The following is a 17,629-nucleotide window of genomic DNA, read 5'->3' as shown; positions in this document are numbered from 1 at the left end:
TAGGTATCGTTCAGGTCTTGCCCGTCTTAAAGCCGGAAACCGGTATAGAAATAGTAAAAATTGAGCCTTCTCCTGGCTTACTATCTACGGTCAGATTTCCCCCGTGTCCTTTTACAATGATATCGTACGCCAGGCTAAGTCCCAGGCCGGTGCCTTCTCCTGTCGGTTTAGTTGTAAAAAAAGGCTGGAAGATTTTGTCTTTTATAGCATCAGGTATACCATGGCCATTGTCAGAAATGCAGATAATTGCCCGGTCTCCGTCCAGTTTTGTGGTAACTTTTACTTCTGGTTTTTCAGTGTGCCTTGTAGCATAAAAGGCATTACTTATCAAATTTAACAATACCCGGCTAAAATCCTGAGAAACAACATAAATTTTTGGCAAATCAGCATCAAGATCTGTTTTAAAGTCCGATCTGAAGCTTTTGTCTTTAGCCCGCAGTCCATGATAGGCCAAACGAAGGTATTCTTCGGCCATGGCATTGAGATCAGCCTGTCCTTTTTCACCGGTACTCTTCCTCGAATGCTCCAGCATTCCTTTGACAATGCTGCTGGCCCGTTTTCCGTGGTGGCTGATTTTCTGCAGATTGTCTGAGATATCAGACAACAATTCATCTTCAAGGTCTTCATTACGTTGTCCTTTTTCCTGAAGCTGCCGCTTCTTCCGTTCCGCCGACAGTTCCTCTATCAGCTCCACACTCAGTTCACTGAAATTATTAACAAAATTGAGCGGGTTCTGGATTTCATGGGCAATGCCCGCAGTGAGCTCACCCAGCGAAGCCATTTTCTCCGACTGGATCAGTTGATTCTGGGTGGCTTTCAGTTCTCTCAGGGCTTCTTCGGCCCTTTTCTTTTCTGTCTGCAGTTTTATAAGATCTTCTTCAGCCTTTACGGTCTGTTCTTCAGCCTTCTGAAGGTCCAGGAAGCGGGTATAGGTCTGTTCAAAGGCCCTGGCAAAGCGTTTAAAGATGTCGTAGGCTTCGGGCACGTGCTCAAAGGTAATAAAGAGCAGATGACCATATTTAAAGTAAGCCACATGATCAATTTGAAAGGAAGGAAATGAACCGCCTGCTGCTTTGATAGCCAGCAAAGATTCGCCTACCACCGGCAGTGAACACAGGAATTCGTAATGGTCTTCACAGACTTTCCCTGAAATCTCTTCTACGTGCAGGGTTTCACCCCGCTGACCGATTTCATAATAATGTTTAAAAATCCCCACACGTGGCGTTCTGTACATCGGCATTGAGCCCTCAGCACTGCTGAACCACTCCTGGGAGTTACCCTGAGCCTCATCCGTGATATTAAAGGCACAACCCCATGTTTTTATTCCCAGGGCGGCTATCTGCTGTACGAGGATAAGAGAGGTTTCAGCCAGCTCGTGGCTGTGCTGCATGGCCATGGTCCTGGCCCGCACGCGTTCCAATGCCGCCTCAATGGCCAGTTCGCGGTTTTTATGTTCCAGCTCCGCTGTACGCCTTTTTACGGCTTCCCTTAGCTCCAGGTTCTCCTTTTCTATTTTTTCGGCGGCAATCTGCTCACCTTCTTCAGTCCGGTGATCGGGTAGTGACACGTGCTGGTGAACCAGCCTCCAGCCGCCAACCGTCCGCCTTGAAATACAGGAAAGCCTGCAATGTCCGTAGAAAGTCCACTCTTCGCCGATCAGGACATACAGGTCGCTGAGTTCACGGACAACAACACAATCATGATCCAGCGGCTGTATGCTGATGTTCCTGTTGCGGAGTTGGGCCTTGCCTTTCATCTGGTCGGCGGTGGCGGTATAAAACGCCAGGGCTTCCTGCTTGCCGTAGAACACTTCTCCGTTGGCTGATCCGAAAATACTGAAATCGTCGTCCAGACAAGCAGCAAAAGTTTCCATATCTCCGCCAAGATTGGCCTCCCAGTTGGCGTAATGGAATTGAAGTATGTCTGATTCCTGTTCTTTTGTTAGTTTCATGGTCTTATTCATTGCCGGGGACGCTGATGATAAATGTGGTACCTTCGCCATTTTTCGTTTCTACTCTCAGTTCGCCGCCGTGTGCTTTCACGATGTCGTAGGCCAGCGACAGGCCCAGTCCGGTACCCTGGCCGGTTGGTTTGGTGGTAAAAAACGGCTGAAAGATCTTGTCGAGGATTCTGTCGGGAATACCATTTCCGTTGTCGCTCACGCGGATCTCCACCTTGTTGCCCGATTTGGAAGTGGTAACAGACACCTTGGGCTCAAAACCATCCTCCGATTGTCTTTTCCGCTCACTAACGGCATAAAAAGCATTGGTGATGAGGTTAAGTATCACCCTTCCCATTTCCTGGGGGATCAGCTCTATTTTGCCGATTCTTTCATCAAAATCCGTGATTAATGCAGCGTTAAACGATTTGTCTTTCGCCCTCAGACCATGGTAAGCCAGACGGAGGTATTCGTCTGTAAGGGCATTGATATCAGTCTGTTCTTTTATGCCGTTGCTGCTCCGGCTGTGTTGCAGCATCCCTTTTACAATGGCGTCTGCCCGCTGGCCGTGGTGACTGATTTTCCTGAGATTTTCTGAAATATCGGATAATAGCTCATTTTCAAGCCCCGTATCCCTTTCTCCGTCCTCCTTACTCCGTTCTCCAGCCAATTCTTCTATCAACTCCACACTTACCTCACTGAAGTTATTGACAAAATTCAGGGGATTCTGTATTTCATGGGCAATGCCGGCGGTTAGTTCACCCAATGAGGCCATTTTTTCTGACTGGATCAGTTGCGACTGTGTGGATTTCAGGTTTTCGAGGGAGGTTTTCAGTTCCGCTGTCCTTTCATTTACCTGCTTTTCCAATAGTATATTCTGATCTGCCAGCAGCTCCTTTTTCTCTTCCGTTATTTTGAGTACTTTTTCGGCTTCGTCTGAAACGCTCTTCAATATCTCCTTGAAGCGTATTGAAATATAGACCATCAGCAGGAGCGGGGCTCCCAGAAACGTCAGTGAAAGGAGCGGTTTTTCATATTCGTAATAAAGGTCCGGAAAATTCTTATGCAAGGTAATGTAAGCGAAAGCAGCCAGGACAGTCACCACGATACCGGCCACGATGGCAGACGGGGCACCTTGTATATTTTTTCTATATCTGATTATAAGATAGATTAAATACGAAATCATTGCCATGAAAAACAAACCAAACGGGGCCGAAATGGAGAATATGTGGGCTATGTCGCTGGTGATAATCATCAGGAGGATAATCACGAGGTTTAGCCGGGTGATCCGCTTTAAAAGCACCCACTCCAGGATGATCATACCAAATACGGTCATGATGGGCTGTGTGGTTACCGAAATGAGGTAACGGATCTTCTCGTCGGGATAAGTGATCTCAAAAAAAGTATTCCAGAAGCTTCCTGCAGCTGCAATCAGGACAAAAGTGGTCGATATGGCAATCAACCAGAAAATTCTTTGTCCGGGATTCAGAAAAACCAGCAACCAGAAGAGGAAGAACAGCAAAAACGACACAGAAATGCTGATAGCACCATAGATATGCGTGAGTTTATGGTCGTAAGTAACCCAGCTGACATACTCCGGACCGGTAATGTTGATAAGGCTCTGGAGGTTATGCGGCTTCAGCCTGATTTCTCGCTGCGTAAAAGTGGTCTCATAATCTACAAAATGAATGGCCAGGAGGTACTCTTTACCCGGAATAATGCACACCGGAACAGGGTATTTCAGGATAGGATTATACGCTTTATAGGGATTTCCGGTATTACCAAATGCATGAATCAGCTTTCCATCCAGGTAGATATCGGTTGCAGCCCAGAGATCACGGCTGAGGCCAAGCGGCATACCATTAAACGAGCTGTCCGGCTTTATTTTAATTCTGAACCATCCTTCCACCCGTCCGGAGGCATCTTCCATTCCGGCATTCAACTCCGTCAGATTGAGTTTTTTCCAGCCCGTCAGGTCAATGTCTTCTTTTGCCCATGAAGGATCATGGCCCTGCCTGAAAAGCCAGCCCTCCAGAGGAGCCAGAAACAGCCTCTGATGCGTATGAAACATGTCTGCTGAAAGCACAGTTGTTTTGTCCTGTGCATAACAGAGGTAAGAAGTAAGAAAAATGAACAGGCCTGACAGGATTCTTTTCATATCATCCAGGCGGGTAAAATAATGATGAATGTGGTGCCGCTCCCTTCCTGTGTTTCCACTTTCAGTTCACCATTGTGCCCTTTGGTGACAATATCGTAGCTCAGCGACAGTCCAAGACCTGTGCCTTGCCCGGTTGGTTTGGTGGTAAAGAAAGGCTGGAAGATCTTGTCCAGCACCCTTTGCGGTATGCCGTTTCCGTTATCGCTGATTTTTATTTCTATTTTATCACCGGACTTTTTTGTGCTTACGGCCACCGTAGGGTCGTACTTTTCTCCGGAGACCCTGGCGGCCTGCTTTTTCTCACTTACGGCATAGAATGCGTTGGTGAGCAGGTTCAGAATCACCCGGCCCATATCCTGGGACACGACGTTGATTTTACCGATGCCAGTGTCAAAGTCCGTTTTAAGGGTAGCGTTAAAGGATTTGTCTTTGGCCCTCAATCCGTGATAGGAGAGACGCAGGTATTCGTCACACAGAGCATTGAGGTCTGCAGGTTCTTTCTGACCGTTGCTGTTGCCCGAGTGCTGCAGCATGCCTTTGACGATGGCGTCAGCCCGCTTGCCGTGGTGACTGATTTTTCGCAGGTTTTCGGAAATATCTGCCAGCAGATCGTTTTCAAGCCCGGTATCCCTTTTTCCATCCTCCTTTCTCCGTTCTCCAGCCAATTCTTCTATCAGCTCCACACTCACTTCACTGAAATTATTGACAAAATTTAACGGATTCTGTATCTCATGGGCAATACCAGCGGTCAGCTCTCCCAGAGAAGCCATCTTTTCAGATTGAATCAGCTGTGCCTGGGTAGATTTCAGTTCTTCCATTTTCTGGTTCAGTTCCGAAGTCCTGTCCCTGACTTTTTCTTCCAGTATGCGGTTTTCTTTTTCGAGCCATCCGGACCGCAGCTTGACAATGAAGTAAACAATAAGGAAGGCTATCAGTACAAAGATGGTATAGGCCCACCAGGTACGCCACCAGGGCGGTGATATCGTGAATTTCAGCACATCCGGCTGGCTCCAAATCCCGTTAAAACCTTTGCTGATCACTTTAAAGGCATAATTTCCGGGGGCCATGTTGTAGTAGATCCTGGATGTGTTCTTCGCACTCGCCTCAGACCATTCTTCGTCCTGGCCCTCCAGGAAATAGCGGTAAACGATCTTATCCCTGCCGGTCACCGACTGGTTGGTGAAGGAGAAATTGAAGGAATTCTGGTGATAGGGCAGTTTTAAACCGACCGGCATCTGGAATCCCGGCGTTATATCGTCCCATTCAATCTTATTATCAGCCAGATAGCCCTGGTCGGCAGGCAATTTATCTTTGGTATATTTTTTCCCTCCCAGCGTCAGCGTATCTCCCTTCGCCAGTTGCTTTTTTATATAGGCATTGCTGTGAAAAACCGGGTTCTGGTCCATAATATTGATGCCTTTGATATGCACGGAAGGCGAGGCAAGGTCAATGACGGGATCCTGGTGGGTGACGGTCATGACAGGGGAGGCAGCCCACCAGGTCTGGCCGTTTGAAGCCACCATCACAGTAGCCTGGTTGTAGTCGTTGTAAGGGAAACCCGCCGACTTATTATAATTGTAGAACTTCCATGGCTTATCTTTTGAATCAGGGCGTTCGACCACCTGGATACCGTTTTCTGAACCGATGTGAATCCTGCCGTTAACTTCCGTCATATCATACATAGCCGGCGGACTCATGCCATTTTCAGCACTGATGTTGGTGATGGTTTTCAGGTCTTTGTCAAAAACAGACAAGCCGAATTCCCCGCCTATGAAGATGTCGCCCCGAGAAGACTCGAAAAACATAGAGGTGTAATTTCCCTGCAAACCGCTGCTTTCGTTCAGGGTGATAATGGTATTTGCCCGGGCATCCACCAGATTCGCCCCTTTTTCAGTAATCACCCAGATTCTTCCCTGTTTGTCTCTGCGTGTTAAAAACGCGAGGTTTGAAACAAGTCCGCCAGCTTCATTAAGGGCTTTTATGGTCTTTTTTGCAGGATCATACACAATGACCCCGTCACCCCCCGAAAACCAGATACTGCCGTCATCCATCTGAAAACCTGTAAAACTGAGGTCGCTTATTTTCAGTTTCCTGGTATTGTAAAAGGTAAAGGCGGAGGTGTTCAGGTCTATAATGCCGAATCCGCCTATTGTTCCGAGAAAAAAGACATCTTTACCGATTTTGTAAATATTCCGGTGTTCATTAATCATCATTTCCTGTGGAAATTTCAGCAAAGAGAGTCGTTCTGTCGCCGGGTCATATATGTTTATTCCTTTGTAACTGATGATCCAAATCCTGCCTTTTGAATCTTCCTGTATACCCCAGACATCGTTGCTTTCCAGGCCATCCTTGATGCTGAAATGCTCAGACAGCATACCTTCAGGGTCTATCAGCAGAACGCCGTCGTTGTTGCTGCCCAGCCAGATGGTCCCATCGTTGCCTGTCATTCCGGACGAAGGGAAATTATTGAGAACAACGTTAGTGCCGGTCACCATTTTTTTCATCAGGGCCAGCCTGGGATCATAAACAGTAACCGTATCGTTGGAAAGTATCCAGACCCTGTCTTTTTTATCTGTAAATACATCCAGAACCCGTCCGCTGAAGCCCTGCTTTTTGCCAAGGAAAAATATCTTTTCTTTCTTTAAAGAAATGGAGTAAGCCGCGTCTGAATTGCTCGCCACCACCCACATGTTGCCTTCAGCGTCCGGTGTAAAATCATAAGCTGTTTTTACAAGCAGCCCTTCGTTTTCTCCGATCATCCGAATGTTTTTCAAATCGGGTGAAACGATGCCCACTTTACCCTGAAAAGCAAGCCAAAGCCGGCCTGAACTGTCAAATCTGTGGCCAGAAGCTCTGGGAAGCTTAACCTTATCCGATTGTGGTTTGAACTGGTAGGCTACTTTTTTTTCCAGATTTATCAACCCGATATTCCCGTTGGTTCCCCAGATTTTTCCCGTTGCATCAAAGGTCAGTCTGCCTATGCCGAGCTTGTCTTTTAAATAATAATTTTCAACGATGCCCGTTTTCAAATCTATCCTGAAAATCCCTGAGGCATTGGCCGTGGCGATCAGACGACCCTGCTTGTCGATCACTAAATCAGGAATAGATTCTGTACCGCCTGTTTCGTCTTTTACGAAGAAATTGTAGTTCATGAACTCACTGCCGTTGTATTTACTTAGCCCACGTTCTGTACTGATCCATACGCCGCCCCGAGGATCAGTGACAATGGCGAAAACTTTACTACCCAGCAAACCTTCCGCCTGGCCCAGTTTTACGATACCCGAAGTGCCTTTTTCCCACAGCCCGGGGGCTGTGGCCTGGGTGACGACCGGTTTCGGAAGTAAGAACTTTTTGTAAATGAATTTTATGGGTTTGACGGTATCCAGGAACATGGGCACCTGCTCCAGTTTGTCCCAGTCAAAATCAAGCGAACCAAGCGGAGCCTTCAGAGGCTTGAACGCATGGAGTCCGAAGGGCTTCGATGGAAGCTTGTCCAGGTTAAACCTGACCGTTTCCGGTTTCGGGGTACTGTCCTGCGGATATTCCTTCCATTTTATCGGTTTTGCGGCGGGCAGTTTGAAGGGCCTGGTAACCGGCGGTTTACTCGCCAGCTCATTTTCAGAGAGGGTTTTGCCGTTTTTCAGTTGGCATGAAGTGATGATAAAGAAAGAAAAGCACGTAAAAAATAAAAACCGGACGATCTGAAAAAAATTCTTCACAGCTTAGGGGTTTAGGAGTTTTAAGGTATTCAACATCATATTTTCTACAGGAAGCAGTCAAACACCATCACGGGTAATGATGAAGTTTTCCGCCCTGTCTGTTCAGTCATTTTCCAAATTCATTTCCGGCTGATCTTTCAGTACAAATGATTGATTTTCAGCCATAACAAATTTATACGAACCTCTCCGGAAGGCATTGGTCTATCTGTTCAATTCCTTGGTTTATTTGTTCAGGACTTAGTCTATTGTTGCAGGGCTTGGGGAATGTTCAATGAATGAATGAGTGAATGTTCAATGAGTGCCTGCCCGACCTGGGCTCCGCCCGGGCGGGAATGTTAGAATGTTTACCCGACCTGAAATGACAGAATATTTAATGAGGGAATGATTTAAAGAGTCTCGGCCCAGCCAAGGCTTGTCGAAGCTGTACGTACGAAAGAGACGTTGCATGCAACGTCTCTACAAAAAGAATCAAAAAAAATGCTTATAGCCTAAACCTTACAGCTTATAGCCTATAGCTAAATGCTTACAGCTCCCTTCTTCTGAAAGGCTGCATTTTCCTGTAAGTCAGTGAACGCCAGAGCCACTCCATCGGCCCGAAACGGAAATATTTTAACCAGATATGGCTGTAGATCATTTGTATCACATAAATAGCCAAAGCAATCAGGGTCAGTTTGGCAGGCCCTAGTTTTGCGGCCAGTCCCAGGCCATAGCTCATAAAAACAAAACAGCAAAGCACTGACTGCATCAGGTAATTGGTAAGGGCCATTTGTCCGACAGGGGCAAAAATCATCCATCTTTTCCGCCAGACAGGGTTTTCAAACGCCAGAGCAATGGCCGAAGCATAGAAAATACACAAGGCAGGCACACCGAATGCATACACCACCGGCTGGATAATGCCCATCGGTTGAAGATCATAGTAAGCATCTGTGGTCATCATCATGGCCAATACGATATTACAAGGCACACCAATGACAGCCCCCCAGATCATTGCCTTACGGATAAAAGAACGGTTGGCACTCACATTTGCATAAAGCATATTTTTTGCCACATAAAAACCAATGAGAAACATAGCGAATACCCTGAAAAATCTTCCGGTAAATACCAGATCCGGGTATCTGCCTATCACCAGTCCGCCGATATTCATTTCAATAATTTCAGGATAGCTCCCGCTTTGAAATACCTGGATGACGTGTTTGAAAAATGCCTCGTTTTCAAGAATCGCCTCAGCAGAAACCGGTGCCTGGGGATGAACCAGGTTTAAACCCCAGAATATGCCATATTGAATAACAGGAAGTAAGAGCATAACAATGGCAGTGCGAATTAAGGTTTTGTCCGAAGATTTCCTGAACAGCAGCAACACAAAGCCCAGCATGGCATAAACCGTCAGAATGTCACCGATAAATAAAAGAACGGCATGAAGTATTCCGATGACAAACATGATGATGAGCCTTCTGACGAAACGAAACGTGAAATCCCTGCCCACGCCGGAAGACCGCTGCATCTGCAACGCAAAGCCAATCCCGAAAAGCATAGAAAAGAGGGAGTAAAATTTCCCGTCGATCAGAAAATGCTCTAACCATTCTACATAATGATCAATACCGGTGGTGCCCAGGGCTTCCTGTCCGGCATCTGACAACAGGAAATACACGGCATGACTGACCATATTGGCCAGTAGCACGCCCAGTAAGGCAAATCCACGGAGCACATCCAGTAAATGGTGACGTTCGGTCAGGGTAACGGGTTGATTCATGGCTGTTTAGGGGGTAATTTCAGGTAATTTAAACATAAAATTTCTTTCCGGCAAACAGACGTTGCATGCAAGCTTTCTCTGCAGATATTTAAAATCAATTTTCTACAGATATTATCAATACCGTAGATACACACGGCTGTGTGTATCTACATGGAGAACAGCCTACTGCTTAAAGCTTATAGCTTACCGCTCAAACCTACAAATACCCCAGCCACCATTTCTCCTTATGTTTCTTTTTATAGGCGTCAAACTTTTTACACAAAGGATAAAGCATCAAAACAATCCCCATCCAGATCAGGTAAACGACGCCGAGATTAAAACCGAAGTCTTTCAGGTTAATGTCGAATGAAGTCTGTACCATCAGCTCCCAGCCGTGCCCGGTCAGCTCAGCGGTGATGAAAGAAAGCACACGGATCAGATACAAATGCATGATATAATAGAAAAACGGCACCCTGCCAAAGACGCTGAAGAACTCAACCAGTTTCCCTTTCCACTTTTCTGAATTGGCAAGAAACAATAAAGCAACAGATAAAGTAACCAGCAGATACAAAAGTGACGGCGGGTATTTATTCACATTCAGGAATGACATCAGGGTCTGAGCGGCTGTTTCATAGGATTTCCATGGCTGCGGGTCGCCGTACAGGTTGGACCAGCGGAGCAATACAAAAAGCAAAAGGGCCGAGAATCCGATGGTATTGAACAGCTTCTTTCTGCGGTGATTTCCGAAAGAAGAGGCATAGAAATTGCCGAAATAATAGCCTAGGGCCATTACACCGATCCAGGGGATGATGGGATAAACGATGTTAATTTGGTGCTTAGCCGATAATTTGACAGTGGTAAACTCATGAAGCACGCTCCACCACACACTGCCATCAAAATGAACCGTATCCAGGAGGTTATGCCCGAAGATGAGTATACAGGAGATTACCAGGATCGCGTTTTTCGGTAAATGGATAAACCCGGCGAGAAAAATCATGCTGATGCCCAGGCACCAGATCACAGCCATATCCACATTCCGGAACTGCACGTCAAAATACCAGGCAAAGGTGATGATCGTCAGCTCCAGGAAAACCAGCCACAGCCCACGCTTGATGAGAAAAGTTGAAAGTTCGGCCTTTGTTTTTCTTTTACCACTCATAAAAGCGGATATTCCGGCCAGGAAACTGAAAGTTGGGGCACAGAAATGGGTAACCCAACGGGTAAAATAAACCACCAGGGTGGCCTGGGCAGGGTCGGTGATGTCCAACACACCAACAGAGTTATAAAAATAGTCCCGGGTATGGTCAAGGGCCATGACCACCATGACCAATCCTTTCAAAAGATCAATAGATTCAATTCTGTTTTTGTTAAGGTCTGTCATAGTCTTTTTATATTTAGTTAGGTTAAAAATCTCTCAGGGATTGTCCTTTTTTAAGTCAATAAGTAAGGAACATCTCCTGAATTTTACTCTTATCTTTTGTCACCGTTAAAGCCAGCATTAAAAGTATCCTGGCTTTCTGGGGATTGAGTTTATTCGATACGATGGTTCCGAGTTTTGCATCTTCAAACGGCCCCACATATTGCGTAGTCACCTGACCTGACACCACCCTTGACGATCTTACCACGATGATGTCCTTTTTTACCGCAGTTTTTACTGATTCCAATATGGTTTTATTTATACTCCCGTTGCCCGTACCGGCTATGATTATCCCCGGATGATCAGCATTAATAAAGGCATTGATAGCCACATTGGAGGCATCCGCATAGGCATATACAATTTCGACCGTCGGCAAAGTTTCCGTTTTACTGATGTCAAAAGGCACAAAACTGCGATTCTTAACGGACGACGGAGCGTTGTAAGATACTTTTCCATCATACACCTGACCAATCGGACCGGCATTTGGGGCTGCGAATGCGTTGACATTAAGAGTGTTTACCTTCACCACATGCCGGGCCTCATATACATTTTCATTGAAACATACCAGTACGCCTTTTCCGGTACTGTTAACATCACTTGCTACAATGATGGCATCATACAGGTTTTTAGGACCGTCGCTGCTGATGGCCGTACCGGGCCGCATGGACCCGGTTAAAACGACTGGTTTGTCTGATTGCACCGTCAGGCTGAGAAAATAAGCGGTTTCTTCCTGGGTGTCCGTTCCGTGGGTGATGACCACGCCGTCCGCTTCATTTTTAGCAAATATTTCATTGATCCGCCTGGCTAGTTTCAGCCAGATCTCAACCGTCATGTCGTAACTTCCGATAGCGGCGATCTGTTCTCCCTGGATATTGGCTTTCTGTTTGATCGAAGGGATATTCTTCAGCAATTCATCTACCGGGATTTTCCCCGGTATATACCCGGCCCGGTCGGTATTGGGTTGTTGACCGGCTATGGTGCCGCCTGTCGACAGCACAATGATGCGTGGCAGATTTTGTGATGCCGCGGAAATAGCATAGCTGGAAAAAATAAGTATCAATAACAGTTTTTTCATGGTTTCGGGGATGTTTCCCAGTTTTTCTCTAAAATAAAAATAATTCCGGGGATCATTGCTATCAGCTATTTAATGGCCATGAGAGGCATCATCTCACGTCAGAGGCAGTTTGACAAACCATCGCACCAAAGGATCAAGAAACGACAGCGGAACCTCGAAAATCACCAACAGGTAAACCATCACATCCACCATCAGGAAGGCCGGAAACAGCCATCTTCCCTGCTTTTGTTTTCTTTCGAGCACAATCAGGGTGATCAACAGGCCAAGGATGATGGGAATTCCGATCTCGCCGCCCACAAACCTGAAAAGGGCGGGCTCTATAAACACAATACCTGTTACGATCATGGCCCTGGCGTGTATCTGTACCTGACGTCTGTACGCCACGCCGATGCTGAAGTAGATGGCCAGGAAGAAGAAGTCCCTTACCGGGAAAAGTACATTCGCGAAAGCAAGGTCTGCTGCCGGAACGGCTTTCATACCACTATTTAATATCAATAGCACCGATATCAGCATCACCGGCATCAGAACGTAGGTCAGCCTACCGATCATTCTGTGCAATTCCAGCTTCTTTTTGCGGATCAGCAGGGGCTGGACAATGAGCAAGGTCACCCAAAGCACCATCATGAACGCATGAAAGTGAAAATAGAAGTTGAAATCGTTCGTACCGCTGAAAAATTTAGAGAAATACGACTTCCAGAAGCCGGCAAAGGCCAGGGCCATCAAAGCGATAAAATAGTAACCCGACTTATCAAAGCGGATTTTCCTGACTTGTTCTGTTCTGAGGGTTTCCATAGGGCAGGGGTTTAATGTTTATTTTCTGAAAGGATGTCTTTTCATATAACTCAGGTTTCTCCAGACCCACTCCATAGGGCCAAACTGGAAGTATTTCAGCCAGATGGGACTGATGATCAGCTGAACAACCCAGATAGTGAACACCACATACAGCAATTCATGACGCTGCAGTTTCCCGAAAAGCCCGAACCCCGCACCGGTAAAGATGAACATCGCGATCACAGAATGCATGATGTAATTTGTCAGGGCTATTTTACCTACAGCGGCCAGCCCGGTCTTCAGCCAGCTCAATAGCGGTAATTTACAGAAAAGCATAATCAGCCCGACGTGTCCTATGGCCGTAGGCACACGACCCACATCATAGGTAACATTGGCCTGTGAAAAACCCAGCAAAGAGAAATGACTGTCCATGATCAGCCGGGTTTCATAATAATTGACACTTAATCCGACAGCATAGCCCAGTAAAACCATGAGACCGTAAAAACCATACGACTTTTCACCCGAAAGTATCTTCAGTTTGTAAAGGGCAATGCCGAGCAACATCATGCTCAATATATCCCATACATCGTAGCGGTAAGGAAACAACTCATTGTAGTGCGTATTGAACGGGGCAAGGTAAGTCACCACATCCAGGTAGCCCTTTTGCATGTTTTTATCGCTCGCCGCCACACCTTCAGCTGATCTGTCCGCTGTTCTTTTTTTCCATCTTTCATCGGCTTCTTTCATGTCGGCCGACAATGCCTTTCCTTCTCTTGTATTTTTCTGGGCCAGTTCCAGCTGCTCCATAAACTTCACATCCTTTTTGTACTCTGTGTAACTCCACAGCGTACCCACGGCAGACAGAAATACGGATATGAGGATCAATTGTCTGGGTTTTAAACTCCTGAAAGAAAAAACCAGGAAGCCCATCAGGGCATAATTGTACAGAATCTCGCCCCGCCATAACAACAGATAGCCGTTGATCAGCCCGAAAACCAGCAGCCAGGTCAGCCTTCTGAAGTAAATGTTGGCGGCGGTGATCCCGGCTCCTTTTTTCTCGAGGCCTTCCAGGAGAATAAACATGCCTACACCGAACAACAGCGAGAACAAAGCCCGCATGGTGCCCTCAAACAACATATTGGTGGTTATCCAGGTGTAAAGATCCCATCCGGTGGATCCTCCCGACACGGTGGGGTCGTCATAAGCACCCGTGAGACCCATGCCGTTGATGTTCATCAGCAGGATGCCGAATAAGACAATGCCTCTCATGATGTCCAGCGACTGGATCCTCTCTGAGAGTTTTGAAGCGGATAGTGTACTTTCATTTAAATTCATAGCAGGGGTATTGGTTTGATAGACATTTCAGCTTCCTAATCGTTTTTCAGTTTTAAAAACCGTGCGGCATTGTTATAGAAGATATCCTCTTTATCCTTTTTGCTCAGAAACTTCAGGTTGTCGAGGTAGCGGATCGATTTCTCTATCGCATAGGGCCATATCATCTGGTCTGAGCCAAACATGACGCGGTTAAGGTAGCCCGCTTCTTTGGCATGCTGCAGAAATTCCCTGATCGTCCGCTGCGAGTTCGGCTCCACCCACAGCATCACCGCGATATCAGTATACAACTGCGGATAATAAGCCATCAGCCGCAAGGTATGTTCGTGCCATTCCTCACCTCCGGCATGCATCAGGTAAATCCGGAGTTTCGGATACTTCACCAGCACATCTTCCATCAGATAAGGATCTCCCAGGGCCAGCCTCGCTTTGGGCGACCAGGAATAGGTGCCTCCCGGATCACCGCCACCGGTGTGAACGGCTACCGGGATGTCGAATTTTTCACAAATGGCCAGGTAGGGTTGCCATATCGGGTCGCTCAGGATGGTGCCCATGTAGTAATTACCGATTTCGCCGAAGACTTCCAGCTTTTTATCTTTGATCATCTGTTCCAGTTTGTCCGGTGTCATGCCGTAATCGTCCGGATTAAACATCAGGATGCCCCTGATCACCAAGTTAGTGTCTTTCGCAGCCCAGTTCTCCACACTTTCGGGATTACCGCTGACCATAGCTTTGACAACATTCCATTTTTTGAAGGCTGCGAAACTGGCCGAACGGTGTTCTTCCGCATTCTTTGAACCTTTCCGGCCGTAAAAATCGGCTGCAGGCTCACGTTCGCCGAAATCGCTGTCGGTATAAGAGTGAGCATGCATGTCTATGATCTTCCGTTGGGCGGTGGACAGGAGCGGTAAGCCCAGTAAAACAAATAGGAGGGTCTTTTTCATGGGTTTGATTTTAAAGGCTATGGCCGGAACTTCATCCGGTTCATCAAAAACTAAAACTTTGTCTACGGACTCACTTTGCCCAGCAACCAGGCGGCTGTACCCGGAAAATGCTGACCGATCCAGGCCATGATCACCCCATGACCTGTAAATACAAACGACTTCTTTCTTGATGCAATGGCCCTAACCATCACTTTCGCGGCCTTTTCAGTGGGCCACATCAGTTTTTTGGGCCTTGGGTCTGTCTTTTCAGCGTTTAAAACACCCTCGTTATTCACCCTGGCGATATCCGAATCTACAAAACCCGGATGAATGACGGTGCAGCTTACACCGCTTCCTTTCAGTTCCAGCTGCAGGGTTTGCCCAATGGACCGCACAGCGGCTTTCGAGGCTCCGTAAGCCCCGGTACCCGGACTCGGAATGTAAGCAGCCACACTGCCAATCAGCACCAGGCGTCCCTTAACCGCCCTTAAATGGGGCAGGGCATGTTTAGCCGTCAACGCCAGGCCAACCACGTTGATGTCCAGCTGTCTTTTCCAATCGTCAGCACTCAGCTGCTCAATTTTACCGGAAACACCGAAGCCGGCATTGGCAACGGCCACATCCAGCCCGCCGAAATGCCCGGTAATCGTGGCGACAGCCTGCTCAATGGCGGATTCATCCATAATATCACAGGGTACGACGATGCCCTGACAACCCAATATCATCACTTTTTCCAGAACATGCTCCAGTTCTGTCGTTCTGCGTGCCGACAGGGCCAGTTTTGCTCCCGACTTGGCAAATTCATAAGCCATAAACTTGCCTAAACCTGAAGAGGCTCCTGTGATCCAGACGACTTTGTCTTTAAAATCCTCCATTTAATTATTATTTCACTTCAAAATCAATATCATCAACAAAGCCATTGAGGGCTACTCTTTTTTCGCCGGATATAAAACCCTGAGTGTCCGGCTGATCATCGCCGGAACTACCGACATATGCGTTTCACCCTCAAAAATGTGCGTAGTTAAACTCAAACCCTGGTAATTCCTGCTTTTCAGACTGTCTGCGAAGGCCGTCATGACGGGAGTCATCGAGTTACCCTCCAGACTGCCCACCGACATAAATACTTTTACCGGTAAACTCTGAGTACGTTTTGAAAATTCTTTTTCCATGCCAAACATCTCTTTCTTGTTCCACCAGAAAGAAGGGCTGTTGATGCCATACCGCTGGAAAAGGTCGGGGGCAGTCAAAAGGCAATAGCCGACAAACAAACCGCCGAATGAATGGCCTGATATGCCACGGTCTTTGGTCGTTTTATAGTTTTTATCCACAAACGGAATGATTTCCTTTCTGATGACGTCCAGGAAAACCGGCCCGCCACCGGTGACCAGCGAGCCCTCGGGAAACCCGAATAATTTAGCATAACCGGGATTGGACTCGAAAACAGCGTCCTTTGAGGGCGTATAATCCCTGCTCCGGTTAACAAACCAGGGGCTCAGCGATTTTTCCCATTCATATTCGATGGCTACAATAATGAGGTCTTCCATATCGCCGAACATATCAAAACCTGTTCTGGCAGCATGGGCCACCGGAAAACCAAGTCCTCCGTCTAACATAAATAAAACCGGGTAACGGGTCGCCTCAGCCGGAGCATAGTGCTTAGGAAGGGAAACACTCAAGTGGTAATCAGCCCCGTTGATACCTGATTTTAAAAGATGTTTTTTCTGCTCATTAATGACAGGACCCGCCTGTGCCATGAGCACAGAATAGGAGAACATGAATAAAGAAACCAGAATTGAAAATCCGGAGGCCATCGATGTCTTCATGTTTATTGATCTTTTATCGTACACACCAAAGTATGTAAAGTTAAGCATATAAAACCAACAGCAGAACCAGGTACAAAAATTATCTTTTCATGGCTATAAAATTCATATCTGCCGATCCTGACTGTTGATCAAAAGTCTTGTTATTGTCGCGGGATAATCCCCAGCTGCTGCATAAACTCCAGGTTATCCATAAAATCCTGCTCCCGGGCTATTTTCCCGTCTTTCATCTTCACAAGGGTCACTCCATCCACGTTTACTTCCTTTTCTGTGGCCGGAATACCGAAGAATTCGCCGCTGTGGGTGCCTTTGAAGTTCCAGTGCTTCACGATCTTGTCGCCCTGGCCGAACACGTCGACGATCGTGAACGTCACTTTCGAAAACCCGGTAAGGTAGTTCTGATAATAAGCCTTGAACCCTTCAATACCCACGATGTTCTCAGGGGCCGTCACAAGCGTGATATTCTTGTCAAAATTCGTTTCGTTGATCAGGTCAATCTTGCCTTTGTTGATAATCTCGTCCCAGGTGGTTTCATACATCTTTAAATTGGCCTCGAGTTGCTTGTTGGCGGCTTCCAGTTTTACACATTCTTCCGACGGTTCGCTTTTACAGCCCGCCACAGACACCATCAGGGCGAGTATCAAAAATCTCATTCTTTTCATGTTCTGTAAGTTTTGGGTTCAGATCGATTTTTCAGTTCCTTATTACTGTCACAAAGCTAGCCTGCCCACCACCAACCCTGTTGG

The 17,629-nt window shown here is 46.8% G+C and carries 12 protein-coding genes; all 12 read right to left on the bottom strand.

What is annotated here, in order from left to right; all coding sequences use genetic code 11:
* Positions 1-10 precede the first annotated feature (10 nt).
* Positions 11-1,951 (bottom strand): ATP-binding protein, encoded by a 1,941-nt coding sequence (locus tag GVN16_RS18290; protein ID WP_166565367.1) that lies wholly within the window; start codon positions 1,949-1,951, stop codon positions 11-13.
* Between the two features lie 4 nt (positions 1,952-1,955).
* A complete protein-coding gene (locus GVN16_RS26130) occupies positions 1,956-4,097 on the bottom strand; it encodes a sensor histidine kinase (protein WP_229244232.1) in 2,142 nt (713 codons plus the stop codon).
* On the bottom strand, positions 4,094-7,816 hold the full coding sequence (locus tag GVN16_RS26300) for an ATP-binding protein (protein ID WP_166565366.1): 3,723 nt from the start codon (positions 7,814-7,816) through the stop codon (positions 4,094-4,096). The genes GVN16_RS26130 and GVN16_RS26300 overlap by 4 nt, the downstream gene beginning before the upstream one ends.
* Before the next feature lie 523 nt (positions 7,817-8,339).
* Positions 8,340-9,566, bottom strand: a complete 1,227-nt coding sequence (locus tag GVN16_RS18275) for a DUF418 domain-containing protein (RefSeq protein WP_166565365.1) — start codon at positions 9,564-9,566, stop codon at positions 8,340-8,342.
* A gap of 196 nt (positions 9,567-9,762) precedes the next feature.
* Entirely contained in the window at positions 9,763-10,926 is a 1,164-nt protein-coding gene (locus tag GVN16_RS18270; RefSeq protein WP_166565364.1) for a DUF1624 domain-containing protein, read from the bottom strand.
* A 55-nt stretch (positions 10,927-10,981) separates the two neighbouring features.
* Positions 10,982-12,037, bottom strand: a complete 1,056-nt coding sequence (locus GVN16_RS18265; RefSeq protein WP_166565363.1) for a type II asparaginase — start codon at positions 12,035-12,037, stop codon at positions 10,982-10,984.
* A 93-nt stretch (positions 12,038-12,130) separates the two neighbouring features.
* Positions 12,131-12,829 carry a hypothetical protein gene (locus GVN16_RS18260; protein ID WP_166565362.1) on the bottom strand — a complete coding sequence of 233 codons (699 nt, stop codon included), beginning with the start codon at positions 12,827-12,829 and terminating at the stop codon, positions 12,131-12,133.
* 18 nt (positions 12,830-12,847) lie between these two features.
* The gene (locus tag GVN16_RS18255; protein ID WP_166565361.1) at positions 12,848-14,143 is read right to left on the bottom strand and encodes a DUF418 domain-containing protein; all 1,296 of its coding nucleotides are present in this window, start codon (positions 14,141-14,143) and stop codon (positions 12,848-12,850) included.
* 35 nt (positions 14,144-14,178) lie between these two features.
* Positions 14,179-15,084 carry an amidohydrolase family protein gene (locus GVN16_RS18250; RefSeq protein WP_166565360.1) on the bottom strand — a complete coding sequence of 302 codons (906 nt, stop codon included), beginning with the start codon at positions 15,082-15,084 and terminating at the stop codon, positions 14,179-14,181.
* 62 nt (positions 15,085-15,146) lie between these two features.
* Positions 15,147-15,938, bottom strand: coding sequence for an SDR family oxidoreductase (locus GVN16_RS18245; RefSeq protein ID WP_166565359.1), 792 nt, complete (start codon positions 15,936-15,938; stop codon positions 15,147-15,149).
* A 51-nt stretch (positions 15,939-15,989) separates the two neighbouring features.
* The gene (locus GVN16_RS18240) at positions 15,990-16,886 is read right to left on the bottom strand and encodes an alpha/beta hydrolase (protein ID WP_166565358.1); all 897 of its coding nucleotides are present in this window, start codon (positions 16,884-16,886) and stop codon (positions 15,990-15,992) included.
* Positions 16,887-17,026: 140 nt separating this feature from the next.
* Positions 17,027-17,545, bottom strand: a complete 519-nt coding sequence (locus GVN16_RS18235; RefSeq protein ID WP_166565357.1) for an ester cyclase — start codon at positions 17,543-17,545, stop codon at positions 17,027-17,029.
* Positions 17,546-17,629 lie beyond the last annotated feature (84 nt).

The sequence above is a fragment of the Emticicia sp. CRIBPO genome (assembly GCF_009905725.1).
In the GTDB taxonomy this organism is placed as follows: Bacteria; Bacteroidota; Bacteroidia; order Cytophagales; family Spirosomataceae; genus Leadbetterella.
The sequence above is the reverse complement of the archived record's forward strand: the minus strand, read 5'-3'. Positions and strand labels throughout refer to the sequence as shown.

Bases quoted from the DNA above. Each gene is read 5' to 3' on its own strand.
- GVN16_RS18290 (WP_166565367.1), bottom strand. From the start codon at position 1,951: ATGAAACTAACAAAAGAACAGGAATCAGACATACTTCAATTCCATTAC.
- GVN16_RS26130 (WP_229244232.1), bottom strand. From the start codon at position 4,097: ATGAAAAGAATCCTGTCAGGCCTGTTCATTTTTCTTACTTCTTACCTC.
- GVN16_RS18275 (WP_166565365.1), bottom strand. From the start codon at position 9,566: ATGAATCAACCCGTTACCCTGACCGAACGTCACCATTTACTGGATGTG.
- GVN16_RS18270 (WP_166565364.1), bottom strand. From the start codon at position 10,926: ATGACAGACCTTAACAAAAACAGAATTGAATCTATTGATCTTTTGAAA.
- GVN16_RS18265 (WP_166565363.1), bottom strand. From the start codon at position 12,037: ATGAAAAAACTGTTATTGATACTTATTTTTTCCAGCTATGCTATTTCC.
- GVN16_RS18260 (WP_166565362.1), bottom strand. From the start codon at position 12,829: ATGGAAACCCTCAGAACAGAACAAGTCAGGAAAATCCGCTTTGATAAG.
- GVN16_RS18255 (WP_166565361.1), bottom strand. From the start codon at position 14,143: ATGAATTTAAATGAAAGTACACTATCCGCTTCAAAACTCTCAGAGAGG.
- GVN16_RS18250 (WP_166565360.1), bottom strand. From the start codon at position 15,084: ATGAAAAAGACCCTCCTATTTGTTTTACTGGGCTTACCGCTCCTGTCC.
- GVN16_RS18245 (WP_166565359.1), bottom strand. From the start codon at position 15,938: ATGGAGGATTTTAAAGACAAAGTCGTCTGGATCACAGGAGCCTCTTCA.
- GVN16_RS18240 (WP_166565358.1), bottom strand. From the start codon at position 16,886: ATGAAGACATCGATGGCCTCCGGATTTTCAATTCTGGTTTCTTTATTC.
- GVN16_RS18235 (WP_166565357.1), bottom strand. From the start codon at position 17,545: ATGAAAAGAATGAGATTTTTGATACTCGCCCTGATGGTGTCTGTGGCG.